This is a genomic window from Lichenihabitans psoromatis (assembly GCF_004323635.1).
Taxonomy (GTDB): Bacteria; Pseudomonadota; Alphaproteobacteria; order Rhizobiales; family Beijerinckiaceae; genus Lichenihabitans; species Lichenihabitans psoromatis.
Map to the genome: position 1 here is coordinate 974104 of NZ_CP036515.1, position 19682 is coordinate 993785.

Annotated in this window: 24 protein-coding genes; 7 read left to right on the forward strand and 17 right to left on the reverse strand. The window is 62.6% G+C overall.

Annotated elements, in window-relative coordinates; all coding sequences use genetic code 11:
• Nucleotides 1-5: 5 nt before the first annotated feature.
• From efeO to EY713_RS04540, 5 genes are all read right to left on the reverse strand, one after another.
• Nucleotides 6-1163 (reverse strand): iron uptake system protein EfeO, encoded by a 1158-nt coding sequence (efeO, locus tag EY713_RS04520; protein ID WP_131113757.1) that lies wholly within the window; start codon nucleotides 1161-1163, stop codon nucleotides 6-8.
• Between the two features lie 30 nt (nucleotides 1164-1193).
• Nucleotides 1194-2033, reverse strand: coding sequence for an iron uptake transporter permease EfeU (gene efeU, locus EY713_RS04525; RefSeq protein ID WP_131119265.1), 840 nt, complete (start codon nucleotides 2031-2033; stop codon nucleotides 1194-1196).
• A 233-nt stretch (nucleotides 2034-2266) separates the two neighbouring features.
• A complete protein-coding gene (locus EY713_RS04530; protein WP_131113758.1) occupies nucleotides 2267-2656 on the reverse strand; it encodes an HNH endonuclease family protein in 390 nt (129 codons plus the stop codon).
• 35 nt (nucleotides 2657-2691) lie between these two features.
• Entirely contained in the window at nucleotides 2692-3117 is a 426-nt protein-coding gene (locus tag EY713_RS04535; protein ID WP_131113759.1) for a c-type cytochrome, read from the reverse strand.
• Nucleotides 3118-3258: 141 nt separating this feature from the next.
• Complete coding sequence (locus tag EY713_RS04540) at nucleotides 3259-3630, reverse strand: response regulator (RefSeq protein WP_165491026.1); 372 nt, start codon at nucleotides 3628-3630, stop codon at nucleotides 3259-3261.
• A gap of 734 nt (nucleotides 3631-4364) precedes the next feature.
• Here EY713_RS04540 and EY713_RS04545 point away from each other — a divergent pair.
• The gene (locus EY713_RS04545; protein ID WP_131113761.1) at nucleotides 4365-4859 is read left to right on the forward strand and encodes a hypothetical protein; all 495 of its coding nucleotides are present in this window, start codon (nucleotides 4365-4367) and stop codon (nucleotides 4857-4859) included.
• Between the two features lie 87 nt (nucleotides 4860-4946).
• Here the strand turns inward: EY713_RS04545 and EY713_RS04550 are convergent, their stop codons facing one another.
• Nucleotides 4947-7334, reverse strand: coding sequence for an efflux RND transporter permease subunit (locus EY713_RS04550; protein ID WP_131113762.1), 2388 nt, complete (start codon nucleotides 7332-7334; stop codon nucleotides 4947-4949).
• A 262-nt stretch (nucleotides 7335-7596) separates the two neighbouring features.
• The gene (locus EY713_RS04555; RefSeq protein WP_131113763.1) at nucleotides 7597-8307 is read right to left on the reverse strand and encodes an RluA family pseudouridine synthase; all 711 of its coding nucleotides are present in this window, start codon (nucleotides 8305-8307) and stop codon (nucleotides 7597-7599) included.
• Nucleotides 8308-8385: 78 nt separating this feature from the next.
• Between EY713_RS04555 and ftsY the strand changes: the two genes are divergently transcribed.
• Complete coding sequence (ftsY, locus tag EY713_RS04560; RefSeq protein ID WP_131113764.1) at nucleotides 8386-9741, forward strand: signal recognition particle-docking protein FtsY; 1356 nt, start codon at nucleotides 8386-8388, stop codon at nucleotides 9739-9741.
• A gap of 48 nt (nucleotides 9742-9789) precedes the next feature.
• Nucleotides 9790-10422, forward strand: a complete 633-nt coding sequence (locus EY713_RS04565) for a septation protein A (RefSeq protein ID WP_131113765.1) — start codon at nucleotides 9790-9792, stop codon at nucleotides 10420-10422.
• 5 nt (nucleotides 10423-10427) lie between these two features.
• Here the strand turns inward: EY713_RS04565 and EY713_RS04570 are convergent, their stop codons facing one another.
• Nucleotides 10428-10784: a hypothetical protein gene (locus EY713_RS04570; RefSeq protein ID WP_131113766.1), complete on the reverse strand. Its 357-nt coding sequence runs from the start codon at nucleotides 10782-10784 to the stop codon at nucleotides 10428-10430.
• Between the two features lie 64 nt (nucleotides 10785-10848).
• Nucleotides 10849-11052 carry a hypothetical protein gene (locus EY713_RS04575; protein WP_131113767.1) on the reverse strand — a complete coding sequence of 68 codons (204 nt, stop codon included), beginning with the start codon at nucleotides 11050-11052 and terminating at the stop codon, nucleotides 10849-10851.
• 291 nt (nucleotides 11053-11343) lie between these two features.
• On the opposite strand from EY713_RS04575, the gene ykgO reads away from it, so the two are divergent.
• The 3 genes from ykgO to EY713_RS04590 all read left to right on the forward strand — a co-directional run bounded on the left by ykgO (nucleotide 11344) and on the right by EY713_RS04590 (nucleotide 13346).
• Nucleotides 11344-11469 carry a type B 50S ribosomal protein L36 gene (gene ykgO / locus EY713_RS04580; protein ID WP_131113768.1) on the forward strand — a complete coding sequence of 42 codons (126 nt, stop codon included), beginning with the start codon at nucleotides 11344-11346 and terminating at the stop codon, nucleotides 11467-11469.
• A 103-nt stretch (nucleotides 11470-11572) separates the two neighbouring features.
• The gene (locus tag EY713_RS04585; protein ID WP_131113769.1) at nucleotides 11573-12325 is read left to right on the forward strand and encodes a tetratricopeptide repeat protein; all 753 of its coding nucleotides are present in this window, start codon (nucleotides 11573-11575) and stop codon (nucleotides 12323-12325) included.
• A gap of 25 nt (nucleotides 12326-12350) precedes the next feature.
• A complete protein-coding gene (locus tag EY713_RS04590) occupies nucleotides 12351-13346 on the forward strand; it encodes an alpha/beta fold hydrolase (RefSeq protein ID WP_131113770.1) in 996 nt (331 codons plus the stop codon).
• Between the two features lie 61 nt (nucleotides 13347-13407).
• On the opposite strand, the gene EY713_RS04595 is transcribed toward EY713_RS04590, so the two are convergent.
• On the reverse strand, nucleotides 13408-13641 hold the full coding sequence (locus EY713_RS04595) for a hypothetical protein (RefSeq protein ID WP_131113771.1): 234 nt from the start codon (nucleotides 13639-13641) through the stop codon (nucleotides 13408-13410).
• 123 nt (nucleotides 13642-13764) lie between these two features.
• A complete protein-coding gene (locus EY713_RS04600) occupies nucleotides 13765-14532 on the reverse strand; it encodes a YoaK family protein (protein ID WP_131113772.1) in 768 nt (255 codons plus the stop codon).
• 140 nt (nucleotides 14533-14672) lie between these two features.
• On the opposite strand from EY713_RS04600, the gene EY713_RS04605 reads away from it, so the two are divergent.
• Nucleotides 14673-14912, forward strand: coding sequence for a hypothetical protein (locus EY713_RS04605; RefSeq protein ID WP_131113773.1), 240 nt, complete (start codon nucleotides 14673-14675; stop codon nucleotides 14910-14912).
• Nucleotides 14913-14918: 6 nt separating this feature from the next.
• Here EY713_RS04605 and EY713_RS04610 read toward each other — a convergent pair whose 3' ends face one another.
• From EY713_RS04610 to EY713_RS04635, 6 genes are all read right to left on the reverse strand, one after another.
• On the reverse strand, nucleotides 14919-15149 hold the full coding sequence (locus EY713_RS04610; RefSeq protein WP_131113774.1) for a hypothetical protein: 231 nt from the start codon (nucleotides 15147-15149) through the stop codon (nucleotides 14919-14921).
• A gap of 106 nt (nucleotides 15150-15255) precedes the next feature.
• Entirely contained in the window at nucleotides 15256-15792 is a 537-nt protein-coding gene (locus EY713_RS04615; protein WP_245572893.1) for a GNAT family N-acetyltransferase, read from the reverse strand.
• Nucleotides 15771-16808 carry an extracellular solute-binding protein gene (locus EY713_RS04620; protein ID WP_131113775.1) on the reverse strand — a complete coding sequence of 346 codons (1038 nt, stop codon included), beginning with the start codon at nucleotides 16806-16808 and terminating at the stop codon, nucleotides 15771-15773. Before EY713_RS04620 ends, EY713_RS04615 begins: the two co-directional genes overlap by 22 nt.
• Nucleotides 16809-16831: 23 nt before the next feature.
• A complete protein-coding gene (locus EY713_RS04625) occupies nucleotides 16832-17635 on the reverse strand; it encodes an ABC transporter permease (protein ID WP_131113776.1) in 804 nt (267 codons plus the stop codon).
• A gap of 22 nt (nucleotides 17636-17657) precedes the next feature.
• Complete coding sequence (locus tag EY713_RS04630; RefSeq protein WP_131113777.1) at nucleotides 17658-18545, reverse strand: ABC transporter permease; 888 nt, start codon at nucleotides 18543-18545, stop codon at nucleotides 17658-17660.
• Nucleotides 18546-18548: 3 nt separating this feature from the next.
• Complete coding sequence (locus EY713_RS04635; RefSeq protein ID WP_165491220.1) at nucleotides 18549-19583, reverse strand: ABC transporter ATP-binding protein; 1035 nt, start codon at nucleotides 19581-19583, stop codon at nucleotides 18549-18551.
• Between the last annotated feature and the right edge of the window lie 99 nt (nucleotides 19584-19682).

Consider the following 19682-nt stretch of genomic DNA (forward strand, 5'->3'; position numbering starts at 1 on the left):
TCGCCTTAGTTGATGCCGAGCGTACCGCGCAGGGTCGACAGATCCTCGGCCAGGGTCGTGACCGGGCCTTTGAGCCCGTTGCGATCCTGCTCGGTCAGCTTCTCGTAGCTTTCGAAGCCGGTGGTGCCGACCTTATACTTGGCCAGCACCGCATCGACCTTGGCGAAATTCTCGCGCACACGCGCATCGAGTGCCGGATCTTGCTTTTCGACGAGCGGACGCAGCAGATCGACGATCTTCTGCGCGCCATCGATGTTGGCGGAAAAGTCCCACAGATCGGTGCGGCTGTAGCGATCTTCTTCGCCGCTGATCTTGGTGGCGGCCACTTCCTCGACGAGGCCGGCGGCGCCGCCCACCATCGCCTTCGGCGTGATCACGAGCCCATCGACCCGCTTCTGCAGATCGAGCACGTCGCTCATCAGCTTGTCGGCGAGCACGTCGAGCCCCTTGGTGGTGCCATCCGCAAAGATAGCCTTTTCGATCCGGTGGAAGCCGGTAAAGGCCGGGTCCGCCGCCTTTTTCTCGAAATCATCTTCACGCACGTCGATCGCCGTATCAAGGTCGCTGAACAGTTCTGCGACCGGCTCGATCCGCTCGTAATGCAGACGCGCGGGCGCATAAGCCGCCTTCGCTTCTTCGAGATTGCCGGCCTTGATGGCCGCCACAAAAATCCGGGTCTTGTCGACCAAGGCCGTGACTTCACTGGTCACGTAGACCTTATATTGAGCAATCGGGCCAACGAGGTCCATGGGCGAGGGCGGAGCGATCGGCGCATCGCTCACTGCCACCTTCAGGATCCCCTTGGGGTTGCTGAGCAGCCCGCAGGTCATCTGATAGTCGCCCGGATCGAGCGTCGTGGTCAGCGTCTGCACAAAGCCGGGAGCGATGTTCTCGCGTTCTTCGACAACCATGACGCCCTTGAGGATTTCCCACTCGAGGCGGCGCTGACTGTCATTCTTGATCTTGAACACGGTCTTGCCCGGCGCGACCGACACGGATGCGGGCGAGCAACCGGTGTTCGAGACCGTGATGGTGATCGGGTCCATCGTTCCGGCTTCGATCGCGGCGGCCTGCACGGCCCCGCCGATCAGAGCCACCACTGCGGCGGAACCGAGCAGAAGCGCGGTGATCCGGGGATGCGCGATCGAGACGAGACGGGTCATGTGGATAAACCTCAAGCGGGTCGAGAGAAATCAGGAGGCCCGGATCGCGCCGGCACCGGCCGGCTTGCGAACGGGGGTCGCGAAGAAGAAGAACAAGGCGGGGATCAGGAAAGCGAGATAGAGCGCGAGCGCCCCAACCGTCGGGGCCTCCTGATAGCCGAGGAAGCCGCCGAGGATCGTGCCGAGCACCGAGTCGGCCGGCAATATGCCGCTGAGGTCGAAGGCTTGCTGCTGCAAACCATTCCAGAGACCGGCTTCGTGGAAGGATTGCAGACCATTGGCCAGAAGCCCGGCCGCCACGAAGATGATGAACACACCCGTCCAGCGGAAGAACCGCCGCAGATCCAGCTTCACGCCGCCGATATAGATCGCGCAGCCGATCGCGGTTGCGGTCGCAAGGCCGAGCACGGCGCCGACCGGCACCCCCAAGCCGACGCTCTGCTGAAACGTCGCGAGCAGAAAGAAGACCGACTCCAGGCCCTCACGGCCGACGGCGAAGAAGGCCATCCCGACGAGTGCATAACCCTGCCGGTCACCCGGCTTCAAAGCGGCGTCGATCGAATCGTGTAATTCGGCCTTGATCGAACGGGCCGCCTTTTTCATCCAGAACACCATCGAGGTCAGGATGCAGGTCGCCACGACCGCAACGGCACCTTCGAACATCTCCTGCTGCTTTTGCGGAAACTCGGCACTGGTGGCGTTCAAGATGAGGCCGAGCGCAAGACAGAGAACCACCGCAAGCGCGACGCCTGCCCAGACCGCAGGCATGAAGCGCCCACGGCCCGTTTGGCGCAGATAGCTGGCCACGATCCCGACGATCAGCGCGGCTTCGACACCCTCACGGAGCATGATCAGATAGGCAACAAGCACGGCCCAGCCTTCATTGTCGACGATACACGTCACGGGCGAACCTCGCCCGTCTTTGATCATCGTGGCTTAGAGCACGAGAAAATCCGATACAAGATAATCTTGCCGACTGCTTATAAAAAACGACCGATATTAGAATGCTTTAAAAGAACTCTATTGTAGATCGGAACTATTCTTAACTGCAGTTTTGAAACGTTCTCAAATTGTTACTTCCACGACACGCCGCAGGGCCGGTTTCAGCGTCGGTCGGCTGCATCACGCGCACGGCGATGATCCCGCGTCGTCGCGGTGCCCGCGTGGAAGTCGGCAGGTTTGGTCTTGATCCAGACGAGGAACTCGGCCAGGGCGGTGTCTCGCTTCAGAACATCGATATCTGAGAAACGACGCGCGAGATCAGCCTCCGTATAGCGGGCGTGGATCGCGCTATGACAGATCTGGTGCAAAAGAACGGTGCTGCCCTTAGCGCCGCCTTTCAGTTTGGGAACGAGATGATGCTTGCTGGACCGCGCCCCCGGCGGGATCGGTCGGTCGCATAAGGGGCAAATCGGATCGAGCGGTCCATCGGACGCGGGCTCTTGCTCGACACCACGGTCGTGCAGATCGAAGCGAAGGCGTTTGGATGCCATCGACGTGCCGCTCGGCAGCCGTCGCGGGCGTCAGCTTACTGCTTCTTCCCGTCGGCGTTGAACTGCTTCAAATAGGCCACGATATTGTTGATATCGCTTTCCTTGGTGAGACCCGCGAACGACATCTTGGTGCCCGGAACCTTGGCCTTCGGATCCTTGATGTAGTCGCGGAAGGTCGCCTCGTCCCAGGTCAGACCGGAATTCTTGTTGGCGTCCGAATAATTATAGCCAGCCACCGATCCGGAATGTCGGCCGATCACGCCATTTAATTCCGGCCCGACGCTGTTGTGGGCATTCTCGCCGATCTGATGACAGGCGCGGCATTTCACGAAGACTTTTTCGCCGAGCGCAGGATCGCCGGCCGCAGAAGCGACGACCGCCGGCGCATCCTCGGCCCGGACCGACGGACTTACCAAAAAGCAGAGCGACAGGGTTGCGACGGTGAGGAGGAGCTTGGTCATACCGGGTCCATTCAATGCGAGGTCGAGCGCAGCCCCGACCAAAACGAAATCGTCACACCGCGGGCCGCGTCGGCGACGTCTGGTTCCCAACGGGACCGATCGCCAAATGGTCCAGCACGGCAGCTCCTGCCATGCGCGACGTCAACGAATGCGTGCGGCTTTCTCGACGAACGAGATGACTTCGAGCGGCTTCCAAGGTTTCGGCATGAATTGCGCGTTCTTCGGTAAGCGATAGGGGCGCTCCAGAGCAACGCCCGAGGTGACGCAGATCGCGATCGACGGCCACCGGACAGCCACGAAGGCCGCGAGTTCGATTCCGTTCAGCGGACCCTTGAGGCGGACGTCCGAGAACATCGCCGCGACATCGTCCGAATGCTCTTTGAGATAGTCGAGGGCCGCGTCGACGGAATCGACAGCCACGGCGGGCAAGCCGGTTTCCTCGATCATCTCCAAAGCCATGTCGGCCAGAAGCGAATCGTCCTCGACAATCAGCACGACGGAAGGCTGCCCCATTTGATCGCCCTTCTGTCCTCGGCAAGCCATGCTCAATCATGTGCCTTACCGAGTAAACCACGACATCGTAAATAATCGATCCATCCACAAGCGTTTGCCGCTGCGATGAATTCCCTCGGTCGTCTGCACCATGCCGGCCCATCCGCCTGTCGCGAATGGTCGAGCAACTCTCGGCGAGAATCGATCGTCATCGATTGCCACGCCGGAAATTTTCTGCATCTTTCGATACGGGTAAAGGCCGATAAATCCAAGCCCTTCCTGAGCGGTTCAGGAGGGGCTGCGTCAAACCTGTCGGCCGCCAAAACGGACGCCCGTCTGCGGAGACGTGCCCCCTTGGTTGCCTATCATCTTCGGCATCAGCATGTCCGAACCATGTTGATCGCCGACATTCGTCGGCAGCTTCACACGACCAGCAGAGCCTCGCTTTAGCATCACGGCCCACTTTGACCCAGGCAAGTGAACTTCGAATGAACACAAGCGCTTGTGCGAACCTCGGAGCGGTTCCGAATCGACCGCGAGCGAATGCGTTGTGACGCACGGGAATTGCGTTTCGGACCCAAAACTGGCAGAAACCATGCCTGTCGATGCCGTTCGGTGTCGCGCCGCTTTCGCATAATCCCGACAAGACCTCGACGACAAGACGCGACGCCTGCCCGACGCCTCATCGCGACCGATGGCTCGCCCTGCCTTTTCGGCTCACTCGACCACGGAGATCGCATATGAATTGGAATGGCATGCCTTCAGTACTGACGCGCCTCGCCCTTGTCGCGGGTGTCACGTTCGGTGCCGGATTCGCGGTATCGGCGCAGAGCGTCAAAGAGGGTCCTTTCGGCGGCCTAAGCGGCCAGTGGAGCGGAACCGGCACGATCGCCGTCTCGAACGGCTCGAACGAGCGCATCCGCTGCCGGTCGAGCTACTCGGTGACACCGAGCGGCGAAGCCCTTCACCAGGAACTCCGCTGCGCCAGCGACAGCTATAAATTCGAAGTGACCAGCAATGTGTTGGCAGACGCGAATAGCGCGCTGTCTGGCACCTGGACCGAGAACACCCGCCAGGTGACCGGTGCAGTAACGGGTCGCGTGACCCCGGGCCAGATCCAGACCTCAGTCAATGGATCGGCCTTCTCGGCCACCCTTCTGGTGTCGACCAAGGGCGGCAAGCAGGCCGTCTCGATCCATCCGCAGGGCACCGACATCAAGTCGATCGACATCGAAATGCGCCGCAACTGACAGGCGTCCGCGCGTCGAAGTAAGACAGGCACCGCCAACCGGCGGTGCCTCTTTTTATGCGTGAACAACGGCCATGAGAGCGAGACGCTAGGGGAGCGGCTCCGGCTGCGGCTCGATCATCTGCTTCGGCAGGTTCTTGTGGAACATGCGCTGCAGCACCGTGATGGTCGGACGCAGGATCAACAAATCCGCCACCAGCGCCATCAGCATCGCAAAGGCACTCAGCCAGCCGAAGAGACGCAGCGAGGGCAGATCGGAAAAGACCGTGACGGCGAGCCCGCAGGCAAGCACGACGGAGGTCAGGATCAAGGCCGGCCCGACCAGGATCGTGGCCCGCATGACGCCGATGGCGGGATCTTCGCCCGGCTGTTCCTCGAGCCGTAGCCGGTTGAGAAAGTGGATCGTGGCGCTGAGGCCCAGGCCGAACGACACCGTTAGGGCGACGACGCTGACGAATTGCAGCCCCTCGCCCAGGAACCACAGCAACGCCCCTGACATCACGACCGGGAAAATGCCCGGGAGGATACTGGCCAACAGAACTGTGAACGAGCGGAACGCGAGGCCGATGAAACAGGCCACGAACAGAAACTCGACCGTGAGCCCGAGGTTGAGCTTACCGATCATCTCGGAGCTGTTGCGCGCCGCGATGGCCGAGAGCCCGGTGACCGCGATCTCAAACCCGGGATTCGCGCTTCGCACCACGTCGAGCTGCTTGTTCAGATCGTCGATGACCGGAAGCAACTGACTTGCGTCCTTATCCGGGATGCGTCCCGACACGACGACCGCATCCTGATTCTGATCGATGAAGCGCCGAACGAGATGGTTCGGCAGGAGATCGACATATTCCTTGAGGGTCGTCGTGTCGGACTTGCCCTCTTTCTCGACGAGCCAGCGGCGTAGCGTCTCGAGCGACCAGACATTGCCGAGCCCGGCCGTCTTTTCCATGATCGTATGGACCGAGGCGATCACGTTCAGGGTCTTGGGATCGTAGAGATCGGCCCCCTTGGGGAACTCGATCAGGATATCGAGCGGATTGGCGCCTGTCAGTTTGGCGTCGAGTTGGCCGCTGGCCGCAACGGCCTGCTGCTTGTCGGGCACCTGATCGGCGAGCCGATAGCGCGGCTGCAGATTGGCGTAGAGCAACCCAAGGCCGATCACGATCGCGATGCTGATGAGGCTGTAGAGGCCCGGATGCGAAACCATCCGGGTCGCGATGTAAGAGCAGAAACGGCGCAGCGCGTCGACGCCCGTGTCGGCGCCCTTGAACTTGGCCGCGAACGTCTCCTCCTTGCGGACGAGAAGAACGCCAAACAGCGGCACCAAAGTCAGCACCGCCACGAGGGCGATGACGGTCGAGATCAGGCCCGCTTCACCGAAGGTCCGGATCAGGTCCGAGTCGGTGAATTGCAGCGCGATGAACGACAAAGCCGCCGTCATATGCGTGAGGACGCAAGCCGGGCCGACCACCAGAACGGCGTTGCGGAAGGCCGTGAACTTGTCTTCGCCTGCGATCAGCCGGTCGCGTGCCGCGAAGGTGAGCTGCATCGAATCCGAAAAGCTGATCACCATGATGAGCGGCGTCATGATGTTCAGAAACATGTTGAGGCGGAAATCCAGCCAACCCAACACGCCGAGCGAGAACAGAATCGCGAGCAGCGGCGGCCCGGCCGCGATGAGCATGAACGATACACGGCGGAAGAACAGGATGGCGATGAGGCAGCCGGCCGCGAAGCCGATCGCGTTATAGACCAGCCTGTCGCGCTCGACCGCGTTGCGGATTTCGAGCTGCATGACCGGCACACCGGAGAGTTCGGCCTTGAGGCCGGAATTGCCCAAATCCTCGGCCATCACCTTGCGGAGATTGGCCACCACGTCGTTCAGCTTGTTGCTACCGACGACCTTGGGATCCAGCGCCAAGACGACGAGCGCGAGTTGACCATCCTCCGACAGGAGTTTACCGCGGATGATCTCGTTGCTGCGAACCTGGTCGATCAGTTGATCGTAGGCGGCGCCTTCGGGAAGCTCCTCGGGGAACAGCGCTGCCGGCACCTCGCCATTCTCCGGCTTCTGGCGGGCCGAGAACATGGAGATCAAGGCCCGTGTGCCGTCCACCAATTGCAGGTCGGTCACGAGATCGCGAAGCTTCTGGATCGAGTCGCGCTTGAGAAGGTCCTTGCCGGTCACCACCACCAGCGCATCGAACTCGTTCGACGGGAAGCGTTGAGTGACGTCCTCATATTGTTTGAATTCGGGGCTGTTGGAGCGAAACAACTGGCTCAGCGAGTCATCGACCTTGAGCCGCTCGACGCCGAAACCCGCCGCAACCGCGAGCAGGATCAAGAGCAGCATTGAGATCACGCGGAACCGCATTGGCCCAAGACCGATCCGCTCGATCCCGAAGGCGAGTTTGGATCGGGCCACAGAGCCGTGTCCCGGCAACGGTTTCGCTTTAGTATCCACGCCGGAAAACCTCATGCAGTCGCCGAACTCGTGCCGAGGCTGCACATCAACTATGCATCACCGGCGCCGCAGCCCGCAGATCTTATACGCGTCGGAGGAGCCGACAGGCATCTCTTGTGGACCGAACTTCGGCTTTTGTTGGATCGCCTCTCCGACGAGGTGTCGGACATGAAGGCGGCTGGAAGGATCCCGGCTCGGTCGTCGTAGCGCGGAAATTATCAGAATTGTTCATTCATGCAATCGACGCGCGTCGATGACCCATCCCCTTGCGCTTCGGTTACGCGTCGGCGCGAACGATGTCGGCCGCCACCTCGCCGCCCCAACCGCAGCGCTGCAGGGCCTCACCCATGTGGGGCGGCACCGGTGCCTCGACTTCGATCGGGGGCTTGTTGGCCGAAATCGGGATGCTGATGGCCCGGGCATGCAGATGCATCGAGGCTTCGGATTTGCCGACCGAGCCATAGACCGCATCGCCCAGGATCGGCCAGCCCATCGCCGCACAATGCACCCGCAACTGATGCGTGCGACCGGTGAGGGGCGACAGCGCCAGCCAGCAGAGCCCCGCATCGCGGCCCATCACGCGCCACACCGTCTGCGATGGCGCGCCGAGGGGATCGACCTTCATCCACCAGCCCCGCGTGGCATCGAGCCGCCCGAGGGGCAGATCGATCAAACCGTCGGCTTCGGCGGGGCCGCCCTCGACCACGGCCCAATAGGTCTTATCGATCTTGCCTTGCTTGAACAGCAAGCCCAGCTTCGCCAGCGCCTTGCGATGACGGCCAAGCACAAGACATCCGGATGTATCGCGATCGAGCCGATGCGCCAAAGCCGGCGGACGCGGCAGTCCGAAGCGCAGGCTGTCGAACCCGTCTTCGAGGTTGGGGCCGCCTTTCGGTCCCCGATGAACCGGAACGCCCGCAGGCTTGTTGACGACGAGCATAAGCCCGTCCCGGTAGAGGAGCGACGCGATCAGGTCTTCCGACATCATGCCGAAGGGTTTATCGAGAAGCGCGGCTGGCGATCAATCCCCGATCGCTGCCGATTCGCAAAAGACATCCGGCGCATCATGACCTTCGACGACGATCAGAGCGGCAAGCCGTCGAAGAAGCCGGGGTTTCTGCGTCGTTTGTTCGGTGGCGGACGACCCGACGACGATGCCGTGCCGATCGTGCAGGACGATGCGGCGCGGGCGCTCACCGCCCAACGCGAGATCGATGCGCTGCACGAGGCCGGGGTTGTCGATCAACCGGAGACGCCGCACGACACCGACGCGGTGGATCACCCCATCGCTCCGGCCCCGCAAAGCCTGGAGCCCTCGGTCTCGACGCTGCTCGATCCGGATGCGCCTGCGCCAGAGTTAACCGCGGCCGAGCCGATCGACGCGAGCGATGTCGATGACGATCTGCTGTCGGATCGGGTCGAGGCGGAACCGCTGTCGACCCTTCAGGGTGATGACGACGACGCCATCGAACAGCCCGCACCCGAGGCAGCGCGGCCGAGCTGGTGGAGGCGGCTGACGACGGGGCTTGCCCGTTCGTCCTCGTCGATCACCCAAGGCATCGTCGACATTTTCGCCAAGCGCAAACTCGACGCCACGATGCTGGAGGATCTGGACGACATCCTGATCCGCGCCGATCTTGGTGTCGCTATGGCGACACGCATCACGGAGGCGGTCGGCAAGGGTCGCTACGATAAGACGATCGACCCCGACGAGGTCCGGCAGGTGCTGGCCGACGAGGTCGAAGCGACGCTCGCGCCTGTCGCGGTGCCGCTTGACATCGAGGTGGCTCGCAAGCCCTTCACGATCCTGATGATCGGGGTCAATGGTTCTGGCAAGACCACGACCATCGGCAAGCTGGCGGCTAAATTCACCGGGTCGGGCAAATCCGTGATGCTGGCGGCCGGCGATACGTTCCGGGCTGCGGCGGTCGAGCAATTAAAGGTCTGGGGCGCGCGGACCGGCGCCACCGTGGTGTCGCGGCCGCAAGGCGCCGATGCGGCCGGCCTCGCCTTTGATGCCGTGACGCAGGCTCGCGAGGCCGGCACCGACGTGCTGCTGATCGATACGGCTGGTCGGCTACAGAACCGCACCGAATTGATGGAGGAACTCGCAAAGGTGCTGCGCGTGATCCGCAAGCTGGATGCCGACGCGCCTCACGCGGTGCTGCTTGTGCTCGATGCCACTGTCGGCCAGAACGCCCTAAGCCAGGTCGAAATCTTTTCGCGCGTCGCGGGTGTCACCGGCCTGGTCATGACCAAGCTCGATGGCACAGCACGTGGCGGCATTCTGGTCGCTATCGCCGAAAAGTTTCGACTGCCGATCCATTTCATCGGTGTCGGCGAAGGCGTCGACGATCTCGAGCCCTTTGCGGCGCGCGATTTCGCGCGGGCCATTGCCGGCCTCGACGATGATCATGGCTGAGTCGGCACAGACCGCAATTTCACCCGAGTTCAAGGGCAATCATCGCGCATGAATCATTTCGACCAAAAGGTGGCGGCATCGATATCGGCCAGCCAATCGACGGCGGCACGCCGGATCAACCCGCTGGTCAAGCTGGCCCTGGAGTTCGGCCCGCTGGCGCTCTTCTTTATCGCATCGGCCCGCTACAATCTTTACGTCGCGACCGCGACGCTGATGGTCGGTGTCGTGGTGACGTTGGCGATTTCCTTTTGGCTCACGCGTCGCGTGCCGACGATGCCGCTGGTGACCGCTGTCGCCGTGCTGTTTTTCGGCGCCCTGACGTTTTACTTCAACGATCCGACATTCATCAAACTGAAGCCCACCATCGTGAACTGCCTCTTCGGCGCCGCGCTCCTCGGTGGTCTGATGTTCAACAAGCCGCTGCTCCCGATCCTGCTCGATTCGGCATTCAATCTCGATCGGGAGGGCTGGCAGAAGCTGAGCTTCCGCTGGGGCCTGTTCTTCTTCTTCCTCGCGGCACTGAACGAAGTGGTCTGGCGCACGCAGACCGATGTCTTCTGGGCCGCCTTCAAGGTCTTTGGCACGATGCCGATCACGATCGTCTTCGCGCTGTGCCAAGTGCCATTGATCATGAAACACGAGTTGAAGACGCCCGAGGGCGCCACCACCGACGAGTTCTAAGCCGTCTATTTCGTGTCGGGCTTGGCCCTGGGGTCGACGCCTTGCCCGGCCGGGCCTTTGACGCTCATGCCCTGGCCTTGACCCTCGGGATCGTTGGTGATTTTGCCGAGGCCTGTGCCTGCCACCCCCCCGTTGCCGGGCTCCACGAGTGGCCTTCCATCGAGGGGCGAGCGCGGCGCGGCCTGTTTGCTTTGTGTGTCGCCTCGCGCCGGCCCGCCGGCAGCGTCTCGATCGACGGATTGACCGGTTCCGAGAGCGCCATCGGCTGCGGCGCTGGGCGTTACGAAGCCGAGGACAACGCACGCGGCGACAAGCGCGACCATGGCTTGGCTTCGATCTTTGGTTCGACGCGGCGCGCTCATCGTAACGTTTCCAGTGGTTCGGCATCGAGCAAACGCGCGGCTAAGCTTTCGGTTCGCGTCACCCTCAGGTCCCAACGCGCGGGCCAGTAACCGGGCCTCGTTCGGCGCCATCAAAAGAGCCACGCAGGGGCGGCAATGCCTCGGCATTGCTCTTCACCGTTGTCGGTTTCTCGTCGGTCCAGAAGCCGACGCCCATCACGATCGGCATGGCGAGCAGCCCCGTGACGAGCGCGATATTGGCTTTGTTCGATGGCTGTCGTGGCCGCATCGAGGTGTCGTCTCCGCATGGCCGCCCTCTCCTCTGAGCGGCCGTTTGGCTATTGTCCACCTGTCGGCTTAAAAGGAGGTTGCTCCGGGCGGTCGCGTCGTGGCTGGCTCGGATGGATCAGCACCGCGAGCGGGGCTTTATCGAACACCTGCTCGCGATTCTGAGACGCAGCGGATTTCGCTATCCGGATCGGGACTGTTTCGCGCCGAAGGGTTGATTTTTCCGTAGGAATGGGGCATAGCGCCGCCTCTTGGCGCGGGCCGGTTCCCGCTCATAGGTTCGGGAACGTCGATGAAAGTCCGTAATTCGCTCAAGTCTCTCCGTCTCCGTCATCGGGACAACCAGCTCGTCCGCCGCAAGGGCCGCGTCTACATCATCAACAAGGTGCAGAAGCGCTACAAGGCGCGTCAGGGCTAATCTGCTCACGCCGTCCGGCGGCAAAGAGCTTACACTTTTGACGCGGTCGCCCGCTTTGACGTGAGGCGGTCGCGAGCCTAGTTTAGCGGTCATGCAGATGCTCATGACCGCTTGTTTGGTTTTTGTGGTGTCCGGAGCGCCGGGACCGGTGCTGGTTTTGGATGACGATGGGCTCCCCCCGTCCCTGACCCTACCGGACGGCCCCACCGTTCCGATGCCGCCCGGCACCGAGCTGTTCGGCCCGCATCGCTTCGACAGCAAGTCATTTCCCAACCTTCCAAGCCCGGAGGTGGCCCGCCCGGGCGACAAGGTCGTGCCGACGCCGCCACCCGTCGCTGACGATCCCGATGCGGGGCTTTCGCCGCAGGATCGCCGGAAACGACGGATCGACGATCTCTTCGCGCGCCTTGCCGATGCAAGCGACGAGACCGAGGCTCAGGCCATTACCCAGCGGCTCGACCGGCTCTGGCTGCAATCGGGTTCGGCGACAGCCGACCTTCTGACGTCACGCGCGCTTACCGCAATGGCCGGCAACGAGCATTCCGTTGCCGAAGAGCTGCTCGACAAGGTCGTGACCCTGCGGCCCGACTGGCCGGAAGGCTGGAACCAACGCGCGACGCTTCATTATCTCGACAACGACGACGTGACCTCGATGGCCGATATCGGACATGTCCTGTTGCTTGAACCTCGCCATTTCGGTGCCTTAAGCGGCATGGGCTTCATCCTGCATCGCAACGGCGACGACAAAGCCGCGCTCACGGTGCTCCGCAAGGCCGCTGCCATCAATCCACAGAACAAGGAGATCAACGCCCTGATCGAGCAATTGACGCCTGACGTGGAAGGCCACGACCTTTGAGGCGGCTGGTTGTGGTCGACGTGGTTTGAGATCGCTCGTTCGTGGTGCGGCCTGGGCCGCCGGCTTGGTGCTGGCGAGCAGCGCAGGCTTATTTGGCTTCTCGATGGTCGAGGCGGCCCGCATTGCCGCGCAATATCCTGCGACGGGCTCGTTTATGCCGGTCAGTGGGGGGCGCCTGCATTACACCGAACGCCGTCCGGACGGGCCGTCGCGCGGCACCGTCATTTTGCTGCACGGCGCGACCGGCAATCAAGCCGATGTCATGCTGCCGCTCGGCGATCGATTGGCCGCCCTCGGCTTTCGCGTCATCGCGCCGGACCGACCTGGACATGGATGGAGCGACCGCCCTGACGGCGAGAGCGATGCCTCGCCGGCGCGCCAGGCGATCCTGATCCGACAAGGGCTCGAGAGCCTCGGCATCCACCACGCCATCGTGCTCGGCCATTCCTGGTCCGGTGCGCTCGCGGTCAATTTTGCTCTCGACCAAGCCGATTTCACAGATGGTCTCGTTCTCGTCGCGCCCGTGACTCATCCGTGGCCCGGCGGCGTCGCGTGGTATTACGGGCCTGCTGCATCGCCCTCGATCGGCCCCATCTTCAACCACGTTCTGACGATGCCGGTGGGTTTGACGATGCTCGATGCAGGGGTGCGGTCTGTCTTCGAGCCGCAAGCGCCGCCGCCGGATTTCGCCAACCGTACCGGCGTCTATCTCGTGTTGCGACCCAGCGAATTCACGGCCAACGCGCAAGACGTGTTTCATCTCGAGGATTTCGTCGAGCAGCAGGCGCCCCGCATGGGCCGCATCACGGCTCCAACCGCCATCGTAACCGGCGATAGCGACAGCGTGGTGCTGACCCGGCTGCATTCCTATGGCAGCGAACGGGATATCCCCGGCGCGACGCTCAAGGTTTTGGCCGGCGTCGGCCACTCGCCCCATTGGGCGGATCCGGCCAGCGTGGTGGCGGCGGTCGTCTCGGTGGCGGACCGCGCTGACGCCAAGCGCCGCACGGTCCAGGATTAGCGCAACGCGCGGACGGACGCCGATCGCAGACCCGGAGTGTCGTGGGCGATCGGCGCTGGTCTCACTTGGCGTCGTACATGGCGCGGCAGCCTTCGCTGACCTGCGCCTTTTTCTCCTGCATGCAAGCCGTGACCTTGTCGACATCCGGCATCACATCGGCACAGAGTTTCTGCGCGTCACCGGCGCAGGCGGCTTGCTGCTTGTCGCGCAGGGTCGGAGCCGAGGTGGAGGCCAAAGCGGCGGTCGAAACAACGCTCAACAGGGCGACGCTCAGGATCATGCGGACATGCGGCATTAGTGGATCTCCAGTGGGGCTCAGCGGCACGATGCGGCTTATCGATCATCCAGCGCGGCGGATGAACATCAGCACAACAGCGCAAGCGGGACCGAAGGTCCACGCCACCTTAAATCGTCACGCTTAAGGTTCGACGACGCGCGGATCGTAAGTGGATCGCCCGGCCGGGCCCCCCGATCCGCGACCCCAGAGCTTCATCAAACCGGGAAGCGCGACGGCGAACAGCACGGCCGCCGCGCCGAACAAGAGCCCCGAGCCGAATGCTTTGTAGGCGACGACACCGCCCACCCCGCCGAGGCAGAAGGACAGCACGGTCGCGGCATGCAGCCGGAGTTTCTCCAGCACCGGCATGGCCTCCTCGGGAGGCCCGCGCCGCCACGCATGATCGACGAGCGTTCCGAGTTCGATGCCGATGTCGGTCGCCATGCCGGAGATATGCGTGGTGCGAACGCGAGCATTTGAAATGCGCGTCACGACGGCGTTCTGCAGCCCCATCAGGAAACTCAATCCGAAAATCAGGATCGGCCCCCGTTCGCCATCGGGGAGGAGAAGGTCGGCACAGCCGAGCCCGGTCAGCAACACCGCCTCGGCCACGATGCTGACCGCATAGATGCCCGCCATCGATCGCCGGCGCCCCACGCTGATCAGCAAGGTCGACACGAGAGCCCCGACCACGAAGGTCGCCACGATGGCGAGATAGAACAGGCCCCGGAGAAGATCGCCGAGCGCAACGTGATCCGCGAGGATCGAGACGTTGCCGGTCATATTGGCCGAGAAAAAGCCGACCGCGTAGAAGCCGGCGGAGTTCAAGGCGCCCGCCACCAGCGCCAATGTACAGGCGAGGCGGCGATCGATCCGGCCGTTCCGCGCATCGCCTTCCAAGATCAACATCGACGTGTCCAACCCGCACGGATAGCGCTCGGCGCCGCAATCGACTCGACGCGGCCGAAAGGATGAGCCAAAAGCCCATAATGGCGTCTTACCGTATCGTGCCGGGATTACGAACTCGCGGGCTGTGGAGTGCTTCCCTGGTGGCCCGGGTCACCGCCGATGTTTCGGCCGCCTGTTGTGGTCTTCTGGGTGGGTTTACGCTGCTCTACGGCGCCATGTGGGTCGCCGATGTCACGCTCGACCATCGCATCGATGCGGCTTTTCTTGCTGTTTATGACTGCGAGGCCCTCGGGCGGACCTTCAAGGCCTGCACGCAGACAGGTCTTGGCACCGATCTGCGCGGCATGCGGCCACCGCCGGAGTTGGCCCAACGCCCTTGATCGATTTCAGAGATCGATGTCCTCGATCTTGCCGAACCGAGCGATTTGCAGCGTCGTCTCACGTCCATCGTCGTCGCAATGGATTTCGAGAGCCACCGCTCCCGAAAACGCCAGCCCGTCGGCTTCAGCGGCCTGAATAGCGGCGGCAGCATCCCGGGCCGGCGTGGTGCTGACGATCCGCAGACTTTGGGGGCCGTCGGTTTCAAACGTCCGGACGAGATATCGCTTCTGAGACACGCTGCAACTCCACCTGATGGCAGAGTTACGGATTTATTGCCCCGCGAGTTTCAGAAGGATCCTGCTTTGCCGACGCTGACGGAGCAGCGGCAACACTCTTCGGCTTTCAGTCGGCGCGGGCGTCGACGACCGCCACCATATAGCGTGCCGTCTCTCCATAGGCCGCGAGTTTCGCCGCCATCGCGGAGACCGGCCGTAACTCGAAACCGAGAGCTGCCCAGACGGTCGTCGTGCCATAAACCGAGACGAGCGCCAGGGCTGACAAGCGGTCCCGCCGCGCCAGGGTTCTGATCCGCTCGACGAAAGCCTTGGATGCACCTTGACGGCGCGCCGCCGGAAGCAGCGCGACGTCATGGACGAAGAGGCAATCGGAATCGTCTGGAATCCGCGACATGATCGTATCTAAGGCTGGCGCCTCATCGAGACGCCAGGGATGCGACAGACCATAGCCGAGCACGATGCCGTCGCGGCTGCACAACGCGAGGCAGCCATCGCCGTAATGCCGAAGCTTGTCGGCGATGACCTCCCGCCGCTCGGGCAGGAGGTCATGCACAACGCTCTGGATATCCATGATGGCGTCGAGGTCATCGACGCCAGCGTGGCGCCACGTGGCGGCGTGGCTCACTTCTTCAGCTTGGTCCACACCCGATCCATCAGTTTGGTCGCGGCTTCCGGGCAAGCGGGCGTGAACTGCATTTTCAGATCGGCCGGCACCTTAAGTTCCGGCGCATCCTTCATGGCCGGATCGTAGAACTTCTCCGCACCCGCGATGCCACTGGCGTAATGGGTGAAGTTCGACGACATGGCGCTGTTCTCAGGCTGCATCATGAATTTGATGAACAGCTTCGCGTTATCGGGATCCTTGGCGCTGGTCGGCACCGCCATATTGTCCATCCAGCCGACCACACCCTCTTTCGGGAAGATGAAGTGGACGTCGGGGTTCACGGCGCGGGTTCGGGCCGCGTCGCCGTTCCAGGCTTGGTGGATCCAGGTTTCGCCCGACCCCTGTCGGTCGATGATGCCATCCGAATTATAGACCTTCACGGAGGGGGCCTGCGCCTCGAGCAGATCCGACACTTTCTTCATGTTGGCTGGATCGGTCTGGCACGGCGTCATACCAAGATAGACCTCCGCGAGAGCCATGACTTCGCTCGGCGCACCGAACATGCCGACCTTGCCCTTCGCGTCCTCCGGCGGGCTGAACAACAGCTTCAGAGAGTCACCCGGATCTTTGACGAATTTCGTGTTCACCGTGAAGGCCGTGACGCCCCAGTCATAAGGAACCGAATATTCGTTATCCTTGTCCCAAGCCGGGCTCTTCCACTTGGCGTCGATATTGTCGTAGCCGGGGATCTTGGGCCCATCGATCTTCTGGATCAGACCTTCCTTGGCAAAGATCGGCACGAAATCCGACGACACGACGACGATGTCATAACCGGCCGAACCGGATTTCAGCTTTGCCAGCAACGTCTCGTTGGAATCATAGGTATCGAGCGTGACCTTGATGCCGGTCTCTTTCTCAAACTTCTTGATGACGTCCGGCGCGGTATAATCGGTCCAATTATAGATGAAGAGGTCGCCCGCCGCATGGGCCGGCGCCACCGCCCCGCATCCCATCAGGGCTGCGGCCGCCAGAGAAATAACGATTTTGGTTTGCATCGGTACAGTCCTTTCGGTGGTGATCACGCTTTCACGGCTCGCGCACGAGCCAGCATGGTGGACAGGACGACGGCCGCGACCGACACCACCAGCAGAATGGTGGCAGCGGCATTGGCCTCGGGCGTCACACCGAGGCGCAGCATGCCGTAGAGATAGACCGGCAAGGTCGTGGACCCCGCCTGCGCGACCATCAGCGTGATGAGGAAATCGTCGAGCGATACCACGAAGGCCAGGGTCGCGCCGGCCACGATCGCGGGCGCCAGAAGCGGGAGCGTCACGCGATAAAAGACCTGCCATTTGTCGGCATAGAGGTCGCGCGCCGCATCTTCGATGACGCGTGGCATGTCGCGCAGGCGGGCGCGGATCGGCAGCATCGCGAACGGGATGCAAAACACGATATGGGCCACGATCACATTGCCGAGGCCGGCATGGAGGCCGATCGCTTCGAAGAAGATCAACGTCGCGATGGCCGTGACGATCTCGGGCGCGATCAGCGGCATGGCCACCAGCGCCTCGCCCGTGGAACGGCCGGGAAAGAAGGTGCCGCGTTCAAACGCAAGGGCCGCCGGAATGGAAAATAACGTCGAAACCGGGGTCGCGACCGCCGCCACGATGATGCTGTTCATGGCCGCGCGACGCAGGTCTTCGTTGCCGAAGGCTTTGACGAACCATTGCGTGCTGAAGCCGCCCCAGATCAGCGCCACGCGGTTGCTGTTGAACGCCAGCACCACGAGAACGACGAGCGGCGCATAGAGGAAGATCAACGCCGCAATGCTGAGCAGGCGATATTCCGGCATCCGCCGCCAGTCGAAGCCCCGCCGTTTCATCGGCCTTCTCCGCTTCTGGCGTTCATACCGACACCCCCGGATGCCGTCGTCGCCAAGCGCTCCACATCAGGGCGCCAAGCACGAAGATCATCAGGATCATCGACAAGGCCGCGCCAAAGGACCAATCGCGCGACGTGGTGAATTGCTGCTGGATCAGGCTGCCGATCATCAGCTTCTTGCCACCGCCGAGAATGTCGGGCTGCAGAAAGGCGCCGAGCGCCGGCACGAACACCAGAAGCGTTCCGGCCGCCACGCCGGGTTTGGCGAGCGGCCACACGATCTTTCGCATGATGGCCCATCGGTCGGCATAGAGGTCGTAAGCCGCCTCGATCAGGCGCGGATCGACCTTCTCGAGCGCGCCATAGATCGGCAGCACCATGAAGGGCAGGCTCGAATAGATGAGGCCGAGCAGGATCGCGCCATCCGTATACAGGAAGGTGATGGGCTGTTTGATAAGGCCGATCGCCTGCAAGGCTTGGTTGACGAGGCCCTGATCCCTCAGCAGCAAAACCCAGCAATAGGTGCGGATCAGCAGGTTGGTCCAAAACGGAATGGTGACGAACAGCACCAGAATGGACCGCATCTTCGGCGGCCGCGTCGCCATATACCAGGCCAACGGAAGACCGATCAAAAAGCAACCGATGGTCGTCAGCACCGCCAGGATGATCGAGCGCGAGAAGATCTGAAGGTAAGTCGTGTCGAAGATCAGCGTCTCGTCGAGATCGCGATCGTAGAAAAACCTGACCCAGGAGGCTGGTGTGAATGGCTGCTGCACCCCGCCATAGGGGCTGGGACTCAGGAACGAATACACAAGCGCGATCGCCATGGGCAACAGCATGAAGACCACGATGGTGATCAACGCCGGTGCGGCCAGCAGAAGCGCGCGATCTCGTTTCAAAGCGACAGCCATGACTCAGGCCTCGAGCGGCAAGAGTGCGCCTGACGGGAACACGCAGGTCACGGCTTGCTCGGGCGCGAGCGGCGGCAGATCGCCCCGCACGGTCTTGACCACGGTGCCGTCCGCCAGGGCGATCGCACAGGACGTGGTGGCACCGAGATAGGTGATGTCGATCACCCGGCCGGCGAGGCCCGCTTGTCCAGGCCCGGTTTCGGCCGAAACCACCACATGTTCGGGCCGAATGGCCGCAAAGGCGCTCGAGAGGCCGACGAGCGAACCGGGAAGTACGTTCGCCTCGCCGATAAAGTCGGCGACGAAGCGCGACACGGGACGCTTATAGATATCTTCGGGGCGGCCGAGTTGGAGCACGCGGCCGTGGTTCATCACCGCGATACGATCCGACATCGACAGCGCCTCCTCCTGATCGTGGGTCACGAGCACGAAGGTGATGCCTGTCTCACGCTGGATGCGCTTCAACTCGATCTGCATGCCGCGCCGAAGCTTCAGATCGAGGGCCGAAAGCGGCTCGTCGAGCAGCAGCAGGCGGGGCTGCGGGGCCAGGGCGCGAGCCAAGGCAACACGTTGCTGCTGGCCACCGGACAATTGATCCGGCCGGCGCTTGGCCAGGGCTTCGAGCCGCACGAGCCTCAGCATCGCGCCGACCTGGTCGGCGACCTTCGGGCCGCGCTGCCCTAGCCGCTGGAGGCCGAACGCCACATTCTCCTCGACGGTCATATGCGGGAACAGAGCGTAAGACTGGAACACCGTATTGACCGGCCGCTTGTTCGGCGGATCGTCGGCCACATGCTTGTTGTCGAGAAGGATGACCCCGGAGGTCGGGTGCTCGAAGCCCGCCAACAGCCGCAACAACGTGGTCTTGCCGCAGCCGGAGGGACCGAGAAGCGTGAAAAACTCGTTGGTCTTGATGGTCAGCGACACGTCGTCGAGCGCCTTCAGCGCGAGATCGCCCGTCCCGAAACTCTTGGTGACGTTCTGGACCTTGACCAGGACCATGGCGGCCTGTGTCGCAGCCTCGTCACGGAGCTCCATCGCGTCTAATGGAGCTGCCGAGACGGCGCGGTCGATCGCCGCCACACTCATGCGCCCACCACCTTGCCAATGGCTCTGGTCGATCTGGACGCCCGTCGA

Coding starts and splice junctions, on each gene's coding strand:
- efeO (WP_131113757.1), bottom strand. CDS start 1,163: ATGACCCGTCTCGTCTCGATCGCGCATCCCCGGATCACCGCGCTTCTG.
- EY713_RS04530 (WP_131113758.1), bottom strand. CDS start 2,656: ATGGCATCCAAACGCCTTCGCTTCGATCTGCACGACCGTGGTGTCGAG.
- EY713_RS04535 (WP_131113759.1), bottom strand. CDS start 3,117: ATGACCAAGCTCCTCCTCACCGTCGCAACCCTGTCGCTCTGCTTTTTG.
- EY713_RS04540 (WP_165491026.1), bottom strand. CDS start 3,630: ATGGGGCAGCCTTCCGTCGTGCTGATTGTCGAGGACGATTCGCTTCTG.
- EY713_RS04545 (WP_131113761.1), top strand. CDS start 4,365: ATGCCTTCAGTACTGACGCGCCTCGCCCTTGTCGCGGGTGTCACGTTC.
- EY713_RS04550 (WP_131113762.1), bottom strand. CDS start 7,334: ATGAGGTTTTCCGGCGTGGATACTAAAGCGAAACCGTTGCCGGGACAC.
- EY713_RS04555 (WP_131113763.1), bottom strand. CDS start 8,307: ATGATGTCGGAAGACCTGATCGCGTCGCTCCTCTACCGGGACGGGCTT.
- ftsY (WP_131113764.1), top strand. CDS start 8,386: ATGACCTTCGACGACGATCAGAGCGGCAAGCCGTCGAAGAAGCCGGGG.
- EY713_RS04565 (WP_131113765.1), top strand. CDS start 9,790: ATGAATCATTTCGACCAAAAGGTGGCGGCATCGATATCGGCCAGCCAA.
- EY713_RS04570 (WP_131113766.1), bottom strand. CDS start 10,784: ATGAGCGCGCCGCGTCGAACCAAAGATCGAAGCCAAGCCATGGTCGCG.
- EY713_RS04575 (WP_131113767.1), bottom strand. CDS start 11,052: ATGCGGCCACGACAGCCATCGAACAAAGCCAATATCGCGCTCGTCACG.
- ykgO (WP_131113768.1), top strand. CDS start 11,344: ATGAAAGTCCGTAATTCGCTCAAGTCTCTCCGTCTCCGTCATCGGGAC.
- EY713_RS04585 (WP_131113769.1), top strand. CDS start 11,573: ATGACCGCTTGTTTGGTTTTTGTGGTGTCCGGAGCGCCGGGACCGGTG.
- EY713_RS04595 (WP_131113771.1), bottom strand. CDS start 13,641: ATGCCGCATGTCCGCATGATCCTGAGCGTCGCCCTGTTGAGCGTTGTT.
- EY713_RS04600 (WP_131113772.1), bottom strand. CDS start 14,532: ATGTTGATCTTGGAAGGCGATGCGCGGAACGGCCGGATCGATCGCCGC.
- EY713_RS04620 (WP_131113775.1), bottom strand. CDS start 16,808: ATGCAAACCAAAATCGTTATTTCTCTGGCGGCCGCAGCCCTGATGGGA.
- EY713_RS04625 (WP_131113776.1), bottom strand. CDS start 17,635: ATGAAACGGCGGGGCTTCGACTGGCGGCGGATGCCGGAATATCGCCTG.
- EY713_RS04630 (WP_131113777.1), bottom strand. CDS start 18,545: ATGGCTGTCGCTTTGAAACGAGATCGCGCGCTTCTGCTGGCCGCACCG.
- EY713_RS04635 (WP_165491220.1), bottom strand. CDS start 19,583: ATGGAGCTCCGTGACGAGGCTGCGACACAGGCCGCCATGGTCCTGGTC.